Genomic DNA, 17,261 nt, shown 5'->3' with positions numbered 1-17,261 from the left:
TCATGAAATCGTTGCTGCTACCCTTGCTCCTGTCTTTTCCCCTGACCCCGGCCCAGGCGCAGAACCAGGCGCCTGCGCCCGTCACGCCCTTGCCGGGGCAAATCCTGGTGACGGGCACCCTGGCCGATGAAGTGGCCAAGGCGGCCGTGCTGGCGCGCCTGCGCGAGTTGTATGGCGTTGAACGGGTGGTCGACCAGATCACCATCGGCAATGTGGCCGTGCCGGCCAACTGGAATGCTTATGTGCAAAAGCTGATCACGCCCAACCTGAAGCTGATTTCGCGCGGCCAGATCAGTATCGCCGGCAGTAACGTCAGCGTGCGCGGCGAGGTGGCCAACGAGTTCCAGCGCCAGCAGATCGCCAGCGACATCGCCACCAGCCTCAATCCCACCTACGTCGTCAACAACGGCTTGCGCGTGAGCGCGTCGGAGCAGGGGCTGCTGGACACGGCGCTGGACAAGCGCATTGTCGAATTTGATGTTGGCCAGGCCAGCATCACGCCGGCAGGGCTGGCCATCCTCGACGAGATGGCGGCCGTGATGCAAAAGCTCAAGGAGCGCAAGGTGGAAGTAATCGGCCACACGGACAATACGGGTCTGCGGGCCAGCAACCTGGCCCTGAGCCAGGCGCGCGCCGAAGCCGTGCGCACTTACCTGGCCACCAAGGGGATCAAGCCGGAAATGCTGGTCGCGTCGGGCCAGGGGCCGGACCGTCCGGTGGCGGCTAACACCACCGCCGATGGCCGGGCGCGTAACCGGCGCATCGAGTTCAGGATTGCACAATAATCACGGTAGCGTGATGGTCAGATGCGCCGGGCTGGGCGCCAGCTTGACCAGGTCGGCATAGCCCGCCAGGGTAGTTTGCGTGCCGGCCGTCAAATGGGTTTTCAAGCCCAGGTAGGCGCAGATGGCCAGCAGGGCAAACACGCTGGTGAGCGCCCACAGCGGCACATCGCTGCGGCGCTTGTTGACCACCTGGTCGGGGCGCTCGGCGCGCGGCGCGAAGCCACGGCTCTTGCCCTTGATATGGGCGATCTCGTCGCCCAGGCGGCCAGTCAGGTAGCTGAGCTTTTCACTGCCCTCGCTGGCGTACTTTCCCTGGAAACCCAGCAGCAGGCACATATGAAACACCTGCAGCGCCTGCACCCGCATGGCACCCTTGCCGCGCAGGGCGTCGAGGCGGTCGAAGAAGTGCTCGCCAGCCAGCTGGTCGCCAAAGATCAGCAACTGTAGCGGACGCCGTTCCCACTGCTTGCGGATGGTGAAGGGCGAGGCCAGGATGATTTCATCGACGGCTGCGCAAAACGCATATTTGGCAGCCTCGATATCGTCGCCGTCGGCGCGGCTCTTCTTTGCTTCGCGGCTGAAGTCTTCGAGGAAGGCCGTGATCCTGTCCATGAAGCCCTGCTCGTCGCCGGGCGCCGAGCCATGCTTGAGCATGAAGAGCATATAAAAGCCTTCATGCATCAGGTCCAGCAGGGCGCTGCCGGTCTGGCGCGTGGCGCCTGCGTTGGTAGGGGCGCCGCGCCCGCCCAGCAGCGATGGCGCGGCGCGCCGTTCGATGAGCTGGCTCATGCTGTCACCGCGATCAGTTCAAGCTGCAGGTCGCGGATGCCGGCCGGGACATACACCGAGATCGATTGCGCCTTGAGCATCTGCTCATACAGCACGCCGCGGTTTTCAATCGCAAAATAATAGGTGTCGGGCCGCACGGGCATGGCCGACAGCACGCATTTGTCCACGTCTTCCGGCGCGCCCACTTTTACGCGCACGGGCACGATGTCCACCAGTTCGATGGCTGGTATGGCTGCGCGAATGGCCAGGTACAGGGTGGTGTACTGGTCGATCTTGCCCGAATCGAGTTTGCCCAGGTGGTACGAGGGTTTGTCCTCAAGCAGGGCGATGGAAAAATATTTGGACGAGATCACCGTGTCGACCAGTTCGCGGATGATGCTGTCGATGGCGGCGAAGCAGGGGCCCGGCTGTCCATGGTCGTAGGCGGGCAGGCTGGCCAGCGTGTAATGCCTGGAGTAGCTGAGCAGTCCGCCCGCCAGCGCCAGCAGCGCTTCGTACAGGCGCTCGGGATGCAGCGCAGGGTGGCGCACATAGTGCATCAGCGCGGCGGCTGCCGTGCTGATCGTATGCAGCAGCCAGAATGAGGACACGTCGCCCGAACGGAATTCGATCACGTTGCGGCTCGGTTCGCGGTGATGGCCATGCAGTGCATCGACCTTCGCTTGCAGCGCATCGAGCAGCCGCTCGAGCAAGCCATGCAGGCGCGGTGCGCCGGCGATCGCCAGGATCGGCGGCATGAAGGACGGCACGGCTTCGAAGCCGCCCGACACCGTGCGCCGCAGCGCGATCAGCGGCAGGCAATCGTAGGAGCCGCGCGCTTCGCTGTCGGGAATCAGGCGCAGGTTTTTTTTCAGGTAGGCCACGTCGGCTACGGCTGAATCGGTAAACAGGTCGGGCGTGGCGCGCAGGGCATGCACAAAGCGGGTATTGGCTGGTGTGTCGCCACCCTCGGGAAAATTTTGCAGCGAGTAGTTGGCGCCTTCGCGGTTGACGGCCGGCAGCGCCGCGTAATACGTCACTTCCTGCAGCGCCGGCGGCAGCGCCGACAAGTCCACCGCTGGCGGCAGGGTGTCGCCGCCGGGTGCGCCGTCGCCGGCTGCATCGAATACTTCGCCGTCGCGGAAAATCGCCGACAGCGCGTTCAGGCGCAAGGTGTTGGTCTTGAACGCTTCCGTATCCCATTCCATGTGCGCTACGCCCCACAGATAAGGATGCAGGGCGCTAGCCGTATGGTGCAGCCGCGCTTCGTGATATTGATCCTGGCGCTGGAAATGCTGGGGCCGTAAAAACAGGCCCTCGCCCCACAGGACTTTCGCTGCCATGCTCATCTTGTTCTCCCTGGATAACTGCTTGTTGTAGACCACTGTTATTCGCAGCGCACTGCCGATAATGCGGCGCCGCCGTCCGGGCTGCCGGCCGTGCTGATGGCGCAGGCATGCAGGCCCAGCGTGATGCCGCTGCGTTCCGCTTCGGCCGCGCCGAATGTGGCGCGCCAGCGCTGCGGGGCCGGTGCGCGGAACAGCGCCACCACGCCGATGAAATACGCTTCCTTGCTGACCTTTTCCTCGATCTCGTAGCGCTGGCCTGGCACCAGCAGCACTTCCTTCACTTCCATCAGGTCGGCGCCCAGCGCCTGCTTTTCTTTTTCTGCATCGAGAAAACTGTCATACGGCGTTTGTTCGAAAGTGGTCTTCTGGCGCAGTTTGTAAATGCGCGCCACCAGCGCCAGCGGCCGGCCTTGCGGATCCGTGTTCAGGCGCTGGCCCGCATGCAGGCGAATGCTCACCGTGCGCGGTCGTTTTTGCGCGTCCGGCAGTTCCGGTGGCGGCGGTGGTTTGCTGATGCCCGCCATCTGCAGCGCTGTGCTGGCCAGGCTGCCGATGGCGCCGCCCGCGCAGCCGGCCAGCAGCAAGGCCGTGAGCAAGGGCATTAGCAAATGAGTGAGCAAAATTGCGGTGCAGGTGCGCCAGCGGGAAGGTTGATAAGCAGGCATGGCGGCTTGGCCTTTGCGGAAAGAAAGTCGTGTTGCCATTTAATCGTATGCCACTGCAAGCTACTTGCGCTGACGCAAAAGCTGCCTGTGATCCCTGTTATTACTGCGCCAGATCAGGTTTCCCATGTTTAATTTTCACTGCTGAGTTGAACTTCCTCTTTGCTGATCATCCTCAACTTGGCAAAAATCAGCGCAGTTAATAATGGCCCTCACCACGGCGCCGCCCATCTTTCCCAGCGGTAGCGTCCTCCACGTGAAGGAATGTGCAGATGAAGCCAGTCACCCGCCCCACCCGAGTCCTGATACGGATGTTCCCCAAGCTTGCCTGTGTGGCCAGCGCGCTGGTGTTGGCTGCCTGCGCCACGCCCGAGAAGCCGGCGCCCAAGCCTGCTCCCGTGCCCACCCTGGCACAAATGCTGAGCGAAGCCGATGCTGCGGCCAGGGCTGGCCAGTACGACAAGGCGCTGGTCTTGCTCAAAGGTGGTGGCACGGCGTATCCATCGGATAAGGCGCCATGGCTGCAGATGGCGCAGATGAAGTTTGACCGCGCCCACTACGGCGACGCGATCGTCGATGCGCTGGAAGTACTGGAGCGTGATCCCGATGACAAGGTCGCCAACAGCATCGTCGCCGTCAGTGGCTTGCGCCTGTCTGGCAAGGCGCTGGCCGACCTGTCGCGGCAAAACAATCTGAATGGCTCGCTGCGGTCGGAGGCGCAGGAGCTGGCCAAGCTGCTGCGCGCGAGCATCGGCGAGGAAGTCTTGCTGCCATCGGCGAAGCGGCCGGCAGCACCGGCGGCCAAGCGTCCGGCAGGTGCCGCGGCTACGCCGGCGGCAAAAGGGGCGCCCGCACAGGGGGCGGCTGATCCCTTCAGCGGCCTGAAATAAGCGGCGGCTGTTTGTCTGGCGCCCATGCGGCGCCTTCTCTAACTACTCTGCGAAGGAAACGACATGGCCAAGGCCGACAGTGTCCAGAAGCGCTTGCAAAAGGTGCGCGCGCCGCGCGTGCAAATGACCTATGACGTCGAGATCGGCGACGCCATTGAAAACAAGGAACTGCCCTTCGTGGTAGGCGTGCTGGGCGACTTTGGCGGCAATCCGGACAGCGAGAAGAAGCGCCTGAAAGACCGCAAGTTCGTCGCCATCGACAAGGAAAACTTCGATGAAGTGCTCGCTGGCGTCGAGCCGGTAGCGCGCTTTGCCGTGCAGAACCGCCTCAGCGCAGCGGGCGGCAATTTTCCGGTGGAGCTGCACTTCCGCTCGATGAGCGACTTCCGTCCTGAATCGGTGGTACAGCAAGTCGAACCGCTGCGCAAACTGCTGGAGGCGCGCACCAAGCTGGCCGACTTGCGCAACAAGCTGGCCGGTAACGACAAACTGGAAGACCTGCTGACGGAAGTGCTCAATAACACCGACAGCCTGGCCACCTTGCAGCCTTTGCTGCCTGCGCAGGAGGATTAAGATGAACGCCCAGGCAGAAGTGAATGCAGCCGCGCCAGCCGCCGCTGTCGGCTCCACCACGACGGATTTGCTGGACCAGATCGTCGAACAAAGCCGGGTCGCCAAGTCCGGCGCGGAACATGCGCGCGCCCGCGACCTGATTTCCGAACTGGTGGCGCAGGTACTCGATGGCACGGTGCTGATGTCGAACAGCCTGTCTGCCACGCTGGACGCGCGCGTGGCGGAAATCGACCGGCTCATTTCCGCGCAGCTCAGTGAAGTGATGCATGCGGCGCCGTTCCAGCAACTGGAACAGAGCTGGACCGGTTTGAACTACCTGGTGCGCAATTCCGATACCGGCACGCACCTGCAGATCCGCATGTTCAACGCCACCAAGCGCGAACTGGTAAAGGACTTCCAGGCCGCGCTGGAGTTCGACCAGAGCTGCATGTTCAAGAAGATCTACGAAGAAGAATTCGGTACTTTCGGCGGCGCCCCGTTTGCGGCGCTGCTGGGCGACTTTGCCATCTCTCGCCAGCCTGAAGACATGTATTTCGCCGAGCAGATGTCGCATATCGCCGCCGCCGCCCATGCGCCGTTCATCGCTTCGGCCGCACCGGAACTGTTTGGCCTGGAGACCTATGGCGACCTGGGCAAGCCGCGCGACCTGGCGAAGGTGTTCGACACCATCGAATATGCGAAATGGAAGGCTTTCCGCGAATCGGAAGACTCGCGCTACGTGGGCCTGACCTTGCCCCGTTTCCTCGGCCGCCTGCCATTCAATCCGGTCGACGGCACCACCGTGGAAGGCTTCAACTTTGTCGAGGAAGTCGATGGCAGCGATCATCACAAGTACCTGTGGTGTAACGCCGCCTATGCTTTCGGCAGCAAGCTGACGCGCGCGTTTGCCGACTATGGCTGGTGCGCCGCCATTCGTGGCGTGGAAGGCGGCGGGCTGGTGGACGACCTGCCCACGCATACCTTCAAGACGGACGAGGGGGACGTGGCGCTGAAGTGTCCGGCCGAAGTGGCGATTACCGACCGGCGCGAAAAGGAGCTGTCCGACCTGGGCTTCATCTCGCTGGTGCACTGCAAGAACACGTCGTATGCGGCCTTCTTCGGCGCGCAGTCGGCGCAAAAGAGCCGAAAATACAACAGCGAGGCGGCCAATGCGAACGCGGTGCTGTCGTCGCAGCTGCAATACATCTTTGCCGTTTCGCGCATCGCCCACTACATGAAGGCCATGATGCGCGACAAGATCGGCAGCTTTGCCGCCGCATCGAACGTGGAGGACTTCTTGAACCGCTGGCTGATGACCTACGTACTGCTTGACGATAACGCCAGCCAGGAACAGAAGGCCCAGTTCCCGCTGCGCGAAGCATCGGTGCAGGTGCAGGAAGTGCCGGGACGGCCCGGCGTGTACCGCGCCGTGTCCTTTTTGCGGCCGCATTTCCAGCTCGATGAATTATCCGTTTCGCTCCGACTGGTCGCGGAGTTGCCGAAGTCGACCAATTCCTGATCCACCGGGATCATCTTTCAACCAGAGGAGCACAATATGGCAATCGATGTATATCTGCAGATAGACGGTATCAAGGGCGAATCGACCGATGACAAGCACAAGGACTGGATCGAGTGCAAATCGGTCAGCTGGAGTGTGGAGCAGCCAAAATCGGCCACAGCATCGACGGGTGGCGGCCATACGGCCGAACGCTGCGAGCACAAGGATATCGTGATCTCGAAGCTGGCCGACCTGGCTTCGCCGGTGCTGCTGCAGACCTGCTCGGCCGGCAAGACCATCCCCAAGGCGCGCTTTGAATTCATGCGTGCCGATGGTCAGGGCGAGCGCGTCAAGTATTTTGAAATCGAGATCGAGAATGTGCTGATCGGCGCCGTCACGCCCAACGTGGAAGAAGGCGACATCCTGGGCGAGCATGTGGGCTTCAAATTCTCGAAAGTGAAGTGGAAATATACGCAGCAAAAAGTGACGGGCGGCGCCGGTGGCAATACCTCGGGCGGCTGGGACCTGGCCGCCAACCGCGTGGCTTGATGTTGCGGCGCGGCGCGCCAGGGCCTGGTCCTGGCGCGCCGCGTCTTTTTTTTGAGGAGGCACGCATGCAGGCGAATTTGCCGACATATGTTCCCGGATTGTTTGACCGCCTGATGGGCGAGGGCGCCTTGGCGGGAGGCGCTGGACAGGCCGGTGTGGTGGCGCGGCTGTCGCTCGAACAGATGAAGGATGCGGTGGCGCGCGACCTGGAAGAATTGCTCAACACGCGCGTGGCGCTGCCGGCCGGCGCGCTCGACGACTATCCCGAATGCGCCGCGTCCATCATCAATTATGGCCTGATCGATTTTGCCGGCATGTGCTTGTCCAGCAGCGATGACCGCGCCCGCATCTGCGCTTCGCTGAAGGCCGCCATCGAGCGCCACGAGCCGCGCCTGCGCAATGTGCGCGCGCGCCTGGAGCGTGAAGCTGGCTCGGTCAACCGCATCAGCTTTGTCATCAGCGGCACCCTGGCTGTTTTCCCCGCCTGTGTAGCGGTCAATTTCGACGCCGTGCTGCAGCCATCGTCGCTACGCTATTCGATCAACCGCAAGGGAGTTTCTGCATGAGCGCCAATCTCAAGACCCTGATCGCCAAATTGAATGACACCCTACGCACGGCCGCCACGCGCGCCGCCGCCATCTGCGTGGGACTGGGCCAGTATGAAGTCGACCTGGAACACCTGTTCCTGGCCTTGCTGGAACAGGAGCGCAGCGACTTCGTCGTGATCGCGCGCCGCAGCGAAATCAGCCTGTCCGCGCTGGAAGCGGACTTGCGCCGCGAGATCGGCAGCTTCAAGACGGGCAGCGCGCGCACGCCCGTGTTCTCTCCCCATCTGCCGCTGCTGTTCGAGCACGCCTGGCTGATCGCCTCGCTGGGCGCATCGCAACCGGCAGCCATCCGCAGCCGCCATGTGTTGCTGGCGCTGTTGACGGAGCCGGAACTGTCGCAGCTCGCCTACCGCAGTTCCAAACTGTTTGCGCGCTTCAGTGTGGAACAGCTGAAGCATTTTCCCGACAAGCTGACGGCAGGATCTGGCGAGGATACGCCGGCCGCGCCGGAAGCATCGACCGCGCCGGTCGATGGTCTCACGGTGCTGGCAGCGAAAACGCCGGCGCTGGACCAGTTCACCACCGACCTGACGCAGCTGGCGCGCGATGGCAAGCTTGATCCCGTGATCGGCCGCGAAAATGAAATCCGCCAGGCGGTCGATATTTTGCTGCGCCGGCGCCAGAACAATCCCATCCTCACTGGCGAGGCGGGCGTGGGCAAGACGGCCGTGGTGGAGGGGCTGGCCCTGCGCATCGCCGCCGGCGATGTGCCCGAAGTGCTGCAGGGTGCGCACATCCACACGCTGGACATGGGTTTGCTGCAGGCCGGCGCCAGCGTCAAGGGCGAGTTTGAAAGCCGGCTGAAGAACGTGATCGATGAAGTGGCGAAAAGCCCGCATGCCATCATCCTCTTCATCGACGAGGCGCACACGATGATAGGCGCGGGTGGCCAGGCGGGGCAGAACGATGCCGCCAATCTGCTGAAGCCTGCGCTGGCGCGCGGTGCGCTGCGTACCATCGCCGCCACTACCTGGAGCGAATACAAAAAGTATTTTGAAAAGGATGCGGCCCTGGCGCGCCGCTTCCAGGTCGTCAAGGTGGAGGAGCCCAGCGAAGAAATCGCCTGCGCCATGCTGCGCGCCATGGCGCCGCTGATGGAACGCCATTTCAACCTGCGCGTACGCGACGAAGCCGTCACCGATGCAGTGCGTTTGTCGCACCGCTATATCAGCGGACGCCAGTTGCCCGACAAAGCCATCAGCGTGCTTGATACGGCCTGCGCCAAGGTGGCGCTGGGCCAGAGCGCCACACCGGGCCAGCTGGAAAACGCCAGCCGCCAGCTTGAAAGATTAGGCACGGAAATCGCCGCGCTGGAACGCGAGCAGCTTGATGGAGGCAGCCGTGGTGCCGCAGCCCGGCTGGCCGTGCTGCGCGGCGAGCGTGAACAGGGGCAGGCTACGGTGGCGGCGCTGGCGCAGCGCTGGGAACATGAAAAGGCGCTGGTGGCGCAAATCGCCGCCTTGCGCACCGGCTTGCAGCATGAGCGCCCGGGCGAGGGCAGTGCCGCCCGTTTGCTGGCGCTGAAAGAAGAACTTGCCACCTTGCAGGGCGAGTCGCCACTGGCGCCGCTGGAAGTCGATGCGCAGGTCGTGGCGGCCATCGTCGCCGGCTGGACCGGTATTCCGCTGGGCAAGATGGTCAAGGACGATATACGCACCGTGCAAACGCTGGACACTGCCTTGCGTGCCCGTATTCTGGGGCAGGAACACGTGGCGGACGCGATCGCGCAGCGCGTGCGCACGGCGCGCGCCAGCCTCGATGATCCGAACAAGCCGCAAGCCGTGTTTTTGTTTACCGGGCCATCGGGCACCGGCAAGACAGAGACGGCGCTGGCGCTGGCCGACCTGCTTTACGGTGGCGAGCGCAAGCTGATCACGATTAACATGAGTGAATACCAGGAAGCGCACAGCGTGGCCGGCCTGAAAGGCTCGCCGCCCGGTTATGTCGGTTATGGCGAGGGTGGCGTGCTGACCGAAGCCGTGCGCCGCCAGCCGTATAGCGTGGTGCTGCTGGACGAAGCGGAAAAAGCCCATCCCGATGTACTCGAACTGTTTTTCCAGGTGTTCGACAAGGGCGTGCTCGATGACGCCGAAGGACGTGAAATCGATTTTCGCAACACCATCATCATCGCCACCTCGAACCTCGGCTCTGCGGCGATGATGGCTGCCTGTCTGAACCAGCCGGCCGATAGCCTGCCCACGCCGCAGGCACTGGAAGAACTGGTGCGCCCGCAACTGGTCAAGCACTTCAAACCGGCCTTGCTGGGGCGCCTGAAGGTGCTGCCGTTTTATCCCTTGAACGATGCAGTGCTGGCCCGCATCATCGTCCTGAAACTGGCGCATATCGGCCAGCGCATCGCGCGCAATCACCAGGCGCAGTTCAGCCACGATGATGCCCTGGTTGAGGCGGTGCTGGCGCGCTGCACTGAAGTCGATTCGGGCGCCCGCAACGTCGACCAGATCCTCAACGGCAGCGTGCTGCCCGAGATCGCCGAGGCGGTGCTGGCGCGCATGGCAGGTGGCGAGCCGATTGCCAGCATCCGCGTGAGTGCCAATAAATCGGGCCAGTTCAAATACACGATCAAATAAGCTAGTGGAGAATCCATGTTCAATCTCGATCAGTTGCTGTTGCCCGTCAGCGCCGTGCATCCCTGCGGCGAGGATATCAGTTTCAGTCAGGAGCTGGACGCGGTCGCCCGCGCGCGCCAGCACGATGATCCCAGCCTGGACCAGGGTGAATGGGTGGTGGCGTTGAAGGAGGCCGACTGGCCCTTCGTGGCCACGCGCTGCGAACAGTTGATCGCTTCGCACAGCAAGGATTTGCGCGTGGCGGTCTGGCTGGCCGAAGCGCATGCGCGTACGCGCCACTTCCGTGGGCTGGGCGATGGCTACGCGCTGCTGGCCGGCCTGTGCGAGCAATACTGGGATGGCCTGTTTCCGCTGGCCGAAGAAGGCGACCAGGAACAGCGCATCGGCAATCTGTTCTGGCTGTTGACGCGCACGCCGCAACTGGTGCGCGAGATACCGCTGACCGATGGTGCTCAAGGCAGCGAGGGCCAGTTTTCGCTGCAGGATTTTGATGTCGCCCGCCAGCGCGCCACAAGCCAGGCGCAAGCCGTGTCGGAAGGCTGGGGCGAGGCGCGCCACGACGAAGGCGTGACCCTGGCGCAGATGGAGACGGCGCGCCAGCGCAATACGCGCGCCTACACCGATGGCTTGCTGGCTGATGCGCGCTACTGCATGCAGTCCTTGCTGGCACTGGAACGCTGCGTCGATGCGCGCCTGGGGACCGACGGTCCGAGCTTTCGCGCCGCCCGCGAAGCGCTGGAAAACGCCATCCATTTCATTTCCCCCTTGTTGCCGGGTACCGAGCTGCCTGGTGCTGTGCCTGGCGCCGCGCCAGCGATCGACAATGGCAGCGCTATCGTGCAGCGGCACCAGGCGCTGGCCCAGTTGCGCCAGGTGGCAGACTTTTTCCGCCGTACCGAGCCGCACAGCCCTGTCGCCTACCTGGCCGACAAAGCCGCCAGCTGGGGTGAGATGCCGCTGCATGTGTGGCTGCGCGCCGTCGTCAAGGACCAGGGCACCCTGGCGCAACTCGATGAAATGCTGGGGACGGCCAGCGGACAGGATTGATCCTCTATAATTGCCAGTCAAGCAAGCTTGGAGAAAATCGTGAAAAAACTGCTGTTCCTGAGTCTGGTTTTACTGGGCGGCTGCGTGGGCCGGCCCGACAATATCCATCCGGTCGACAATTTCAATACCACCAAGTATCTGGGCAAGTGGTATGAAATTGCGCGCCTCGACCACTCCTTCGAACGGGGACTGAGCCATGTGACGGCCGATTACAGCGTGCGCCAGGATGGCGGCCTGAAGGTGGTCAACCGTGGTTGTAACGATGGCAATAAAACCTGGAAAGAGGCAGAAGGCAAGGCGTATTTTGTCGACAAGAAAGATGTCGGCTACCTCAAAGTCTCGTTTTTCGGCCCCTTTTATGGCTCCTACATCGTGTTCGACCTGGACCAGCAGGACTACAGCTATTCCATGATCAGTGGTCCCAATAAATCCTACTTCTGGCTGCTGTCGCGCACGCCCACCATGGATGCTGCCCTGCAGCAGCGCCTGATCGCCAAGGCGCAAAGCCTGGGCTTCGATACCTCAAAGCTGATTTACGTCAACCAAAACTAAATGTGGTGGTTTGCCCAGCCGGCCTTCCACCCTGTTGCTTTTCTGCATGCACTTTCTTGCAATGCCTATCTGATGCGCTCACAATCGACTGCAGGGCAGTTTTTGCCCTATGGCGTTTTTGTTTCTTTCTTTCAGATAGGGATCACGCAGATGAAAAACCTCAAGATTGGCGTGCGCCTGGGCGGTGGTTTTGCCGCTGTATTGTTGCTCCTGATTACCCTCACCGTGGTTGGCATCATGCAGATGCAGGGCGCCAGCCGGGAAACGGATGAGCTGATCACCGTCAAGGTGCGCAATGAGCGCCTGATCAGCGAGTGGACCAAAGTGATCGAAGTCAATGCGGCGCGTACCGTGGCCGCCTGGAAAGTCACCGATCCCGAAGATCAAAAACAATTCGAAAAAGAAATGACGGCCTCATCCGCGAGGGCGACGGAAATCCAGGACGATATCGGTAAAAGCCAGCTGAATGGGGCAGAAAGGGCCTTGTATCAGGAAGTCCTGGCTGCGCGCAAGGCGTATACCGAGGTGCGCAAGAACGTCTTCAAGGCCAAGAGCGCGGGCGACCTGGCGCTGGGCAAGCAACTGTTCGATGGCGACATGGCGCTCAAGCGCGATGTGTATCTGGGCGCCCTGAACAAGCTGGCCGCGCTGGAAACGCGCTTGCTGGACGTGACCGCCGAACAGATCCGTGTCCGCTACGAAAGCGGCCGCTTGCTGCTGGTTTCGCTGGGCGTGGCGGCCATTTTGCTGGGCATCGCCTGCGCCTACTGGATCACGCGCTCGATCACGCGCCCCATCACGCGGGCCGTGCAAGTGGCTGAAGCGGTGGCGACGGGTGATTTGACCAGCCAGATCGAGGTGCAAAGCCGCGATGAAACGGGGCAACTGATGCATGCGCTGAAAAACATGAACGATAAACTGGTCAGTATCGTGGGCCAGGTGCGCGCTGGCACTGATTCCATCAGCACGGCGTCGGGTGAAATTGCCGCCGGCAATATGGACTTGTCTTCGCGCACGGAAGAGCAGGCCAGTTCGCTGGAAGAAACGGCCTCGTCCATGGAAGAACTGACTTCCACCGTCATACGCAATGCCGAGAACGCCCGTAGCGCCAACCAGCTGGCTATCGATGCATCGAGCATCGCCAGCCGTGGTGGCGCGGTGGTGTCGGACGTGGTCAGCACCATGGGTTCGATCAATGATTCCTCGCGCAAGATCGTCGACATCATCAGCGTGATCGACGCGATCGCCTTCCAGACCAATATCCTGGCGTTGAACGCGGCCGTCGAGGCGGCGCGCGCGGGCGAGCAGGGGCGTGGCTTCGCCGTGGTCGCTTCCGAAGTGCGCAACCTGGCGCAGCGCTCCGCAGCGGCCGCCAGGGAAATCAAGGATTTGATCAACGATTCCGTGCAGAAGGTCGAGACGGGCTCGCAACTGGTGGACAAGGCGGGCCGCACCATGGCCGAGATCGTACAAAGTATCAATCACGTGACGCAAATCATGAACGAGATCACGGACGCCAGCGACGAGCAGCGGGCTGGTATCGAACAAGTCAACCAGGCCATAGGCCAGATGGACCAGGTGACGCAGCAAAACGCGGCCCTCGTCGAGCAGGCCGCTGCGGCTGCGGAAGCGATGCAGGAACAGTCGGCGCGCCTTGCCGATGTGGTCGGCTTGTTCAAGCTCGACGCCGCGCAGCCACCAGTCCAGCGCATCGCACGGCCTGCACCTGCCCGGCCTGCCGTGGCTGCTCGCCAGGCAACGGTGACGAAGCTCGACGTGGCCCGTGTCCGCAAGGCCAAAGCGCCAGTCGCTTCCGGCAATGACGAGTGGGAAGAGTTTTAATCGGCCGATTTAAACGACAATTTAAACGACAGATACCGCCACCCCGGCATGGCGCGGGCGCTACAATCGCGGCTTGAAAACACTGCGCCCGCCCTGCCATGACCACCAGCATTACCCCCGACCAAAATAAACGTGCACGCTGCCCGGCATGCCTGCGCGCCATTTCCAGCTGCATTTGCCGCTGGGTAGCTGCCGTACCAAACACGGTCGAAGTACTGATACTGCAGCATCCGCTGGAAGTGCACAACGCCAAAGGCAGCGCCCGTTTGCTGCACCTGAGCCTGCCCAACAGCCGTTTGCTGACCGGCGAAAGTTTCGCTCCCGACGAACTTGCTACCTTGTTAGCCGGCAAGCACAACGTCTTGCTGTATCCCGATACCCCCGGCGACCGCTCGCTGGGCATCGCGCCACCGCCCGCGCTCGAACCTTCCCTCCTGGCCGACCTGTCGCAATTACGGCTGGTGGTGCTGGACGCCACCTGGCGCAAGAGCCGCAAGATGCTCTATCTCAATCCTGAACTGCAGCGCTTGCCGCGTTTGCCCCTGCGCGATACGCCCGCCTCGCACTATCTGATCCGCAAGTCCCATGCGCCGGATCAGTTATCGACTCTGGAAGCGACGTGTTATGCCCTGATGCAGTTGGAGCATGAGGTAAGCCGCTTTGTTCCCCTGATCACTGCGTTTGATGGTTTTGTGGCGCAGCAGTTGAGCTATGTCATGCCGCAAGGCCGTTGAAAGGCGTGACCATACATTGCTCGACGTGCCTCTTCCCAAGCTGGAATAAAAAAGGTGCGCATCAAAAAAACAGGCATTAGCGCCGAAGAGTGGCGTATAGGAGTGGCGTGTTTCTGACTTTGCCTGAGCTTGTCAATGTATCTGGCTGATACCGCAAGATACTGTTCTGTTTTGTCTCATTGGCCTACTGTCGTGTCTCGACGACGATCCTGTGCGCGGGACCACCGGTGAGGACAGCGGTCCCGATCGCATCCGCCCATCTGTGGGAGCTGCACGTCCACGATCCTCGATCGCGACTACCCAGTATTCAATCCACACTAAGGAAGCCATCATGACGAGCATTACTGTGTACGCAGATTCGAATTATTCTGGCAAGAATCAGATATTGTCCCAGGGAAGGTATGACATGGACCAGCTCGGTGTCGTCGGCAATGACGCCATCAGTTCGCTCAAGGTACCTGACGGCTGGAGCGTCACCCTGTACGAGCACGCCGGCTTCCAGGGGCGCAGCAAGGTGGTCACCAGCGATACGCCAATGCTGGATGGTGGTTTCAACGACGTCGTGTCATCCATCGTGGTCAGCGAACCGGTGACGAAGGGCGCGGGCGCCGTGACCGTTTATGCCGACGCTAATTTCAGCGGTAAAAACCAGGTGCTGCAGCCGGGACGCTACGATATGGCCGCGTTGGGAACCGTCGGCAACGATGCCATCAGTTCGCTGAAAATTCCGGCTGGCTGGAGCGTAACCTTGTACGAACATGCCGGTTTCCAGGGCAGAAGCAAACGGATCGCCGCCGACACGGTCATGCTGGACGACGGTTTTAATGATCTCGCGTCCTCGATTGTCGTCGAGAACACGGGCGGTGCGGCGCCGCTGGCGGCTGTTTTTTCTGATGGTAATTACAGCGGCAACCGGCAGGTACTGTCGCCGGGCCGCTACGATATGACCGCGCTGGACATCGTCGGCAACGATACGATCAGTTCGATCCAGGTGCCGGCAGGCTGGAGCGTGACATTATACGAACACGCCGGCTTCCAGGGCCGCAGCAAAGTCGTGACGGCAGACACGCCGATGCTCGGCGACGGCTTCAACGACCTGGCCTCTTCGCTGGTGGTCAGTAATGTGGCGGTAGCTGCGCCGGTGCTTGCCGCAGCGCTGGAACCGGTTACGCCCTCGGCCACCCTGACGGGTTTTGACATGGTATGGGCGATTACTCAGAATACCGTCAATTCCCAGCTGGCATGGCTGCAGTCGTGCAAACTGATCCCGAGCGATGTGCAAATAGGCGACTTGGGACGGGATGGCTTGCAGATCGGCGGCAGCGACGCCGACCGCGCAACCATCGCCCCGCCGACGGTAGAGTTCGATACGGGCAACGCCCATGAAGCGCGCCTGATGATCAGTTTTAGCGGTGGCAATGTCAGCTACTACTCTGGTTTTGGCGCCAAGGCTATCGTCGTCAAGGAACCCATCGCGGGTTGGAAGCTGGCCTTTAACGTCAAGCTCAACATTGGCCAGATTGCGCACGAACATCTGACCGGCGGCGATGGCAAGGTTCCGCCGGAAATTCTGAAGATTTTGACCCAGTTCGATTCCACCATGTTCAGCATCCAGAGTATTTTCCTGGACTTCCAGAACTCGGATATGGCGAACTACAACACGGTGTTATCGTCGATTAATACCACGAACAGTTTCCTGCAACAGAACTTCGCCACCATGGTGGGTTCGTGGATCAAGAGCCACCAGGGGGCGGATAATCCATTCATCCTTGGCTATCCGGTAACGCGCCTGGCGCCGCCGGCAGAGATCAAGGCGGTGTTCGAGCCAACCGGCGCCAATCTGTCTACGCATGCCTATGAGCACCCGGCGGGCGATAACGACAAGAGCAAGGCAGGACTCAGCACCCTCAATTTCCTGTTGGTCACGGGTGACCGCAAGATCACCGACAATCCCGCGCTGTATGCCGCCGATGCCGGCTCGTTCCATCGCAATCTGGTGCTGAGCAATGATATCGACGGCAAGGGCATCATCGCACGCGACCTGTTCTTCAAGCGTTACCTGAAGCCGCTGTTAATCGAGCCCTTCGAGAACGCCGTCAACAAGTTGCCGGATTATCTGAATGCCCGCCGCGACCGGAACGCTGAGGCCGCCATCAATAGCAAGTCCGGCGTCAGCGGTGCGCCGAAAGGGCAGCGTGCCCGCTTTGTCCCCAGCGCCACCGGATGGACCTATGCCGACCACGTCAGACTGGCATGGCATGAAAGCGGTTTTAATTCCCATGACCGCGAGTCCGAACAGGAACTGAAGTTCAATGTGGATGTGTCCATGCAACCGGATACGGCGGGCGCCTCGCGCCTCACGCTCGATATCGCTGGCTCGCTGATGCGCTACGAGTGGGACCAGGTGAATCAGGATTTTCCGTTTAAGAACAACGTCTATATGGGCAAGGGCTGGGCAAGAGCCACCTTGAGGTGGTCTATCCGGCTGCAATTCATCGCGGGCACGGATGGCAAGATCACGATCACACACAGCTCCAAAGCCGCCGAGCCGGTTAAAGAAAGCGGCACCGGCGGGGTTTACTCGGTTGCTGATTTCTTTACCGACCTGCTGGGACTGCATGGCGTCAGCGACGACTGGCGTGACAACGCGGCCGGGCTGTCCAGTATCGACCAGGGTGTCGTGACGCAATTGATCGCTGCCACCAGTCCGATCATGGATGCGGCCTCGACCCGCATTGTGATGCCGGCGCATTCGCAGTTCTTTTACAAGAACATGCTGATGAATACGGACGGTGACATCGAAATCGATTTTGCCTACAAATCAGCCAGCTAACCGC

Annotated in this window: 15 protein-coding genes; 12 read left to right on the top strand and 3 right to left on the bottom strand. The window is 61.5% G+C overall.

Annotated elements, in window-relative coordinates; translation table 11 throughout:
- Positions 1–2 precede the first annotated feature (2 nt).
- Positions 3–785 (top strand): OmpA family protein, encoded by a 783-nt coding sequence (locus HDE75_RS04570; RefSeq protein WP_183676021.1) that lies wholly within the window; start codon positions 3–5, stop codon positions 783–785.
- On the opposite strand, the gene icmH is transcribed toward HDE75_RS04570, so the two are convergent.
- Genes icmH through tssJ form a run of 3 tightly spaced genes read right to left on the bottom strand, consistent with a single transcriptional unit; the run spans position 786 to position 3,504 of the window.
- Entirely contained in the window at positions 786–1,574 is a 789-nt protein-coding gene (gene icmH, locus HDE75_RS04565; RefSeq protein WP_183676022.1) for a type IVB secretion system protein IcmH/DotU, read from the bottom strand.
- Positions 1,571–2,902, bottom strand: coding sequence for a type VI secretion system baseplate subunit TssK (gene tssK / locus HDE75_RS04560; protein ID WP_183676023.1), 1,332 nt, complete (start codon positions 2,900–2,902; stop codon positions 1,571–1,573). The genes icmH and tssK overlap by 4 nt, the downstream gene beginning before the upstream one ends.
- Before the next feature lie 38 nt (positions 2,903–2,940).
- Positions 2,941–3,504 (bottom strand): type VI secretion system lipoprotein TssJ, encoded by a 564-nt coding sequence (tssJ, locus tag HDE75_RS04555; protein ID WP_183676024.1) that lies wholly within the window; start codon positions 3,502–3,504, stop codon positions 2,941–2,943.
- A gap of 332 nt (positions 3,505–3,836) precedes the next feature.
- Here tssJ and HDE75_RS04550 point away from each other — a divergent pair, with 332 nt between their 5' ends.
- The 11 genes from HDE75_RS04550 to HDE75_RS04500 all read left to right on the top strand — a co-directional run bounded on the left by HDE75_RS04550 (position 3,837) and on the right by HDE75_RS04500 (position 17,257).
- Positions 3,837–4,454 (top strand): tetratricopeptide repeat protein, encoded by a 618-nt coding sequence (locus HDE75_RS04550; protein WP_183676025.1) that lies wholly within the window; start codon positions 3,837–3,839, stop codon positions 4,452–4,454.
- 63 nt (positions 4,455–4,517) lie between these two features.
- A complete protein-coding gene (gene tssB, locus HDE75_RS04545; protein WP_183676026.1) occupies positions 4,518–5,027 on the top strand; it encodes a type VI secretion system contractile sheath small subunit in 510 nt (169 codons plus the stop codon).
- A 1-nt stretch (position 5,028) separates the two neighbouring features.
- On the top strand, positions 5,029–6,525 hold the full coding sequence (gene tssC, locus HDE75_RS04540; protein ID WP_183676027.1) for a type VI secretion system contractile sheath large subunit: 1,497 nt from the start codon (positions 5,029–5,031) through the stop codon (positions 6,523–6,525).
- Positions 6,526–6,561: 36 nt separating this feature from the next.
- Positions 6,562–7,053, top strand: coding sequence for an Hcp family type VI secretion system effector (locus HDE75_RS04535; RefSeq protein WP_034750126.1), 492 nt, complete (start codon positions 6,562–6,564; stop codon positions 7,051–7,053).
- A gap of 77 nt (positions 7,054–7,130) precedes the next feature.
- On the top strand, positions 7,131–7,619 hold the full coding sequence (gene tssE, locus HDE75_RS04530) for a type VI secretion system baseplate subunit TssE (RefSeq protein WP_183676642.1): 489 nt from the start codon (positions 7,131–7,133) through the stop codon (positions 7,617–7,619).
- Positions 7,616–10,249 (top strand): type VI secretion system ATPase TssH, encoded by a 2,634-nt coding sequence (gene tssH, locus HDE75_RS04525; protein WP_183676028.1) that lies wholly within the window; start codon positions 7,616–7,618, stop codon positions 10,247–10,249. The genes tssE and tssH overlap by 4 nt, the downstream gene beginning before the upstream one ends.
- 15 nt (positions 10,250–10,264) lie before the next feature.
- Positions 10,265–11,296 (top strand): type VI secretion system protein TssA, encoded by a 1,032-nt coding sequence (gene tssA / locus HDE75_RS04520; protein WP_183676029.1) that lies wholly within the window; start codon positions 10,265–10,267, stop codon positions 11,294–11,296.
- A 39-nt stretch (positions 11,297–11,335) separates the two neighbouring features.
- Positions 11,336–11,848: a lipocalin family protein gene (locus HDE75_RS04515; protein WP_183676030.1), complete on the top strand. Its 513-nt coding sequence runs from the start codon at positions 11,336–11,338 to the stop codon at positions 11,846–11,848.
- A gap of 150 nt (positions 11,849–11,998) precedes the next feature.
- Entirely contained in the window at positions 11,999–13,690 is a 1,692-nt protein-coding gene (locus tag HDE75_RS04510) for a methyl-accepting chemotaxis protein (protein WP_183676031.1), read from the top strand.
- A gap of 98 nt (positions 13,691–13,788) precedes the next feature.
- A complete protein-coding gene (locus HDE75_RS04505) occupies positions 13,789–14,424 on the top strand; it encodes a tRNA-uridine aminocarboxypropyltransferase (protein WP_183676032.1) in 636 nt (211 codons plus the stop codon).
- A gap of 331 nt (positions 14,425–14,755) precedes the next feature.
- Complete coding sequence (locus HDE75_RS04500; protein ID WP_183676033.1) at positions 14,756–17,257, top strand: beta/gamma crystallin-related protein; 2,502 nt, start codon at positions 14,756–14,758, stop codon at positions 17,255–17,257.
- Positions 17,258–17,261 lie beyond the last annotated feature (4 nt).

Origin of the sequence: Janthinobacterium silvisoli (assembly GCF_014200725.1) — a bacterium.
GTDB lineage: Bacteria > Pseudomonadota > Gammaproteobacteria > Burkholderiales > Burkholderiaceae_D > Janthinobacterium.
This window is presented reverse-complemented; position numbering and strand designations above follow the sequence as displayed.

Bases quoted from the DNA above. Each gene is read 5' to 3' on its own strand.
- HDE75_RS04550 (WP_183676025.1), top strand. From the start codon at position 3,837: ATGAAGCCAGTCACCCGCCCCACCCGAGTCCTGATACGGATGTTCCCC.
- tssB (WP_183676026.1), top strand. From the start codon at position 4,518: ATGGCCAAGGCCGACAGTGTCCAGAAGCGCTTGCAAAAGGTGCGCGCG.
- tssJ (WP_183676024.1), bottom strand. From the start codon at position 3,504: ATGCCCTTGCTCACGGCCTTGCTGCTGGCCGGCTGCGCGGGCGGCGCC.
- HDE75_RS04535 (WP_034750126.1), top strand. From the start codon at position 6,562: ATGGCAATCGATGTATATCTGCAGATAGACGGTATCAAGGGCGAATCG.
- icmH (WP_183676022.1), bottom strand. From the start codon at position 1,574: ATGAGCCAGCTCATCGAACGGCGCGCCGCGCCATCGCTGCTGGGCGGG.
- tssA (WP_183676029.1), top strand. From the start codon at position 10,265: ATGTTCAATCTCGATCAGTTGCTGTTGCCCGTCAGCGCCGTGCATCCC.
- HDE75_RS04500 (WP_183676033.1), top strand. From the start codon at position 14,756: ATGACGAGCATTACTGTGTACGCAGATTCGAATTATTCTGGCAAGAAT.
- HDE75_RS04505 (WP_183676032.1), top strand. From the start codon at position 13,789: ATGACCACCAGCATTACCCCCGACCAAAATAAACGTGCACGCTGCCCG.
- tssC (WP_183676027.1), top strand. From the start codon at position 5,029: ATGAACGCCCAGGCAGAAGTGAATGCAGCCGCGCCAGCCGCCGCTGTC.
- tssH (WP_183676028.1), top strand. From the start codon at position 7,616: ATGAGCGCCAATCTCAAGACCCTGATCGCCAAATTGAATGACACCCTA.
- HDE75_RS04570 (WP_183676021.1), top strand. From the start codon at position 3: ATGAAATCGTTGCTGCTACCCTTGCTCCTGTCTTTTCCCCTGACCCCG.
- tssK (WP_183676023.1), bottom strand. From the start codon at position 2,902: ATGAGCATGGCAGCGAAAGTCCTGTGGGGCGAGGGCCTGTTTTTACGG.
- HDE75_RS04510 (WP_183676031.1), top strand. From the start codon at position 11,999: ATGAAAAACCTCAAGATTGGCGTGCGCCTGGGCGGTGGTTTTGCCGCT.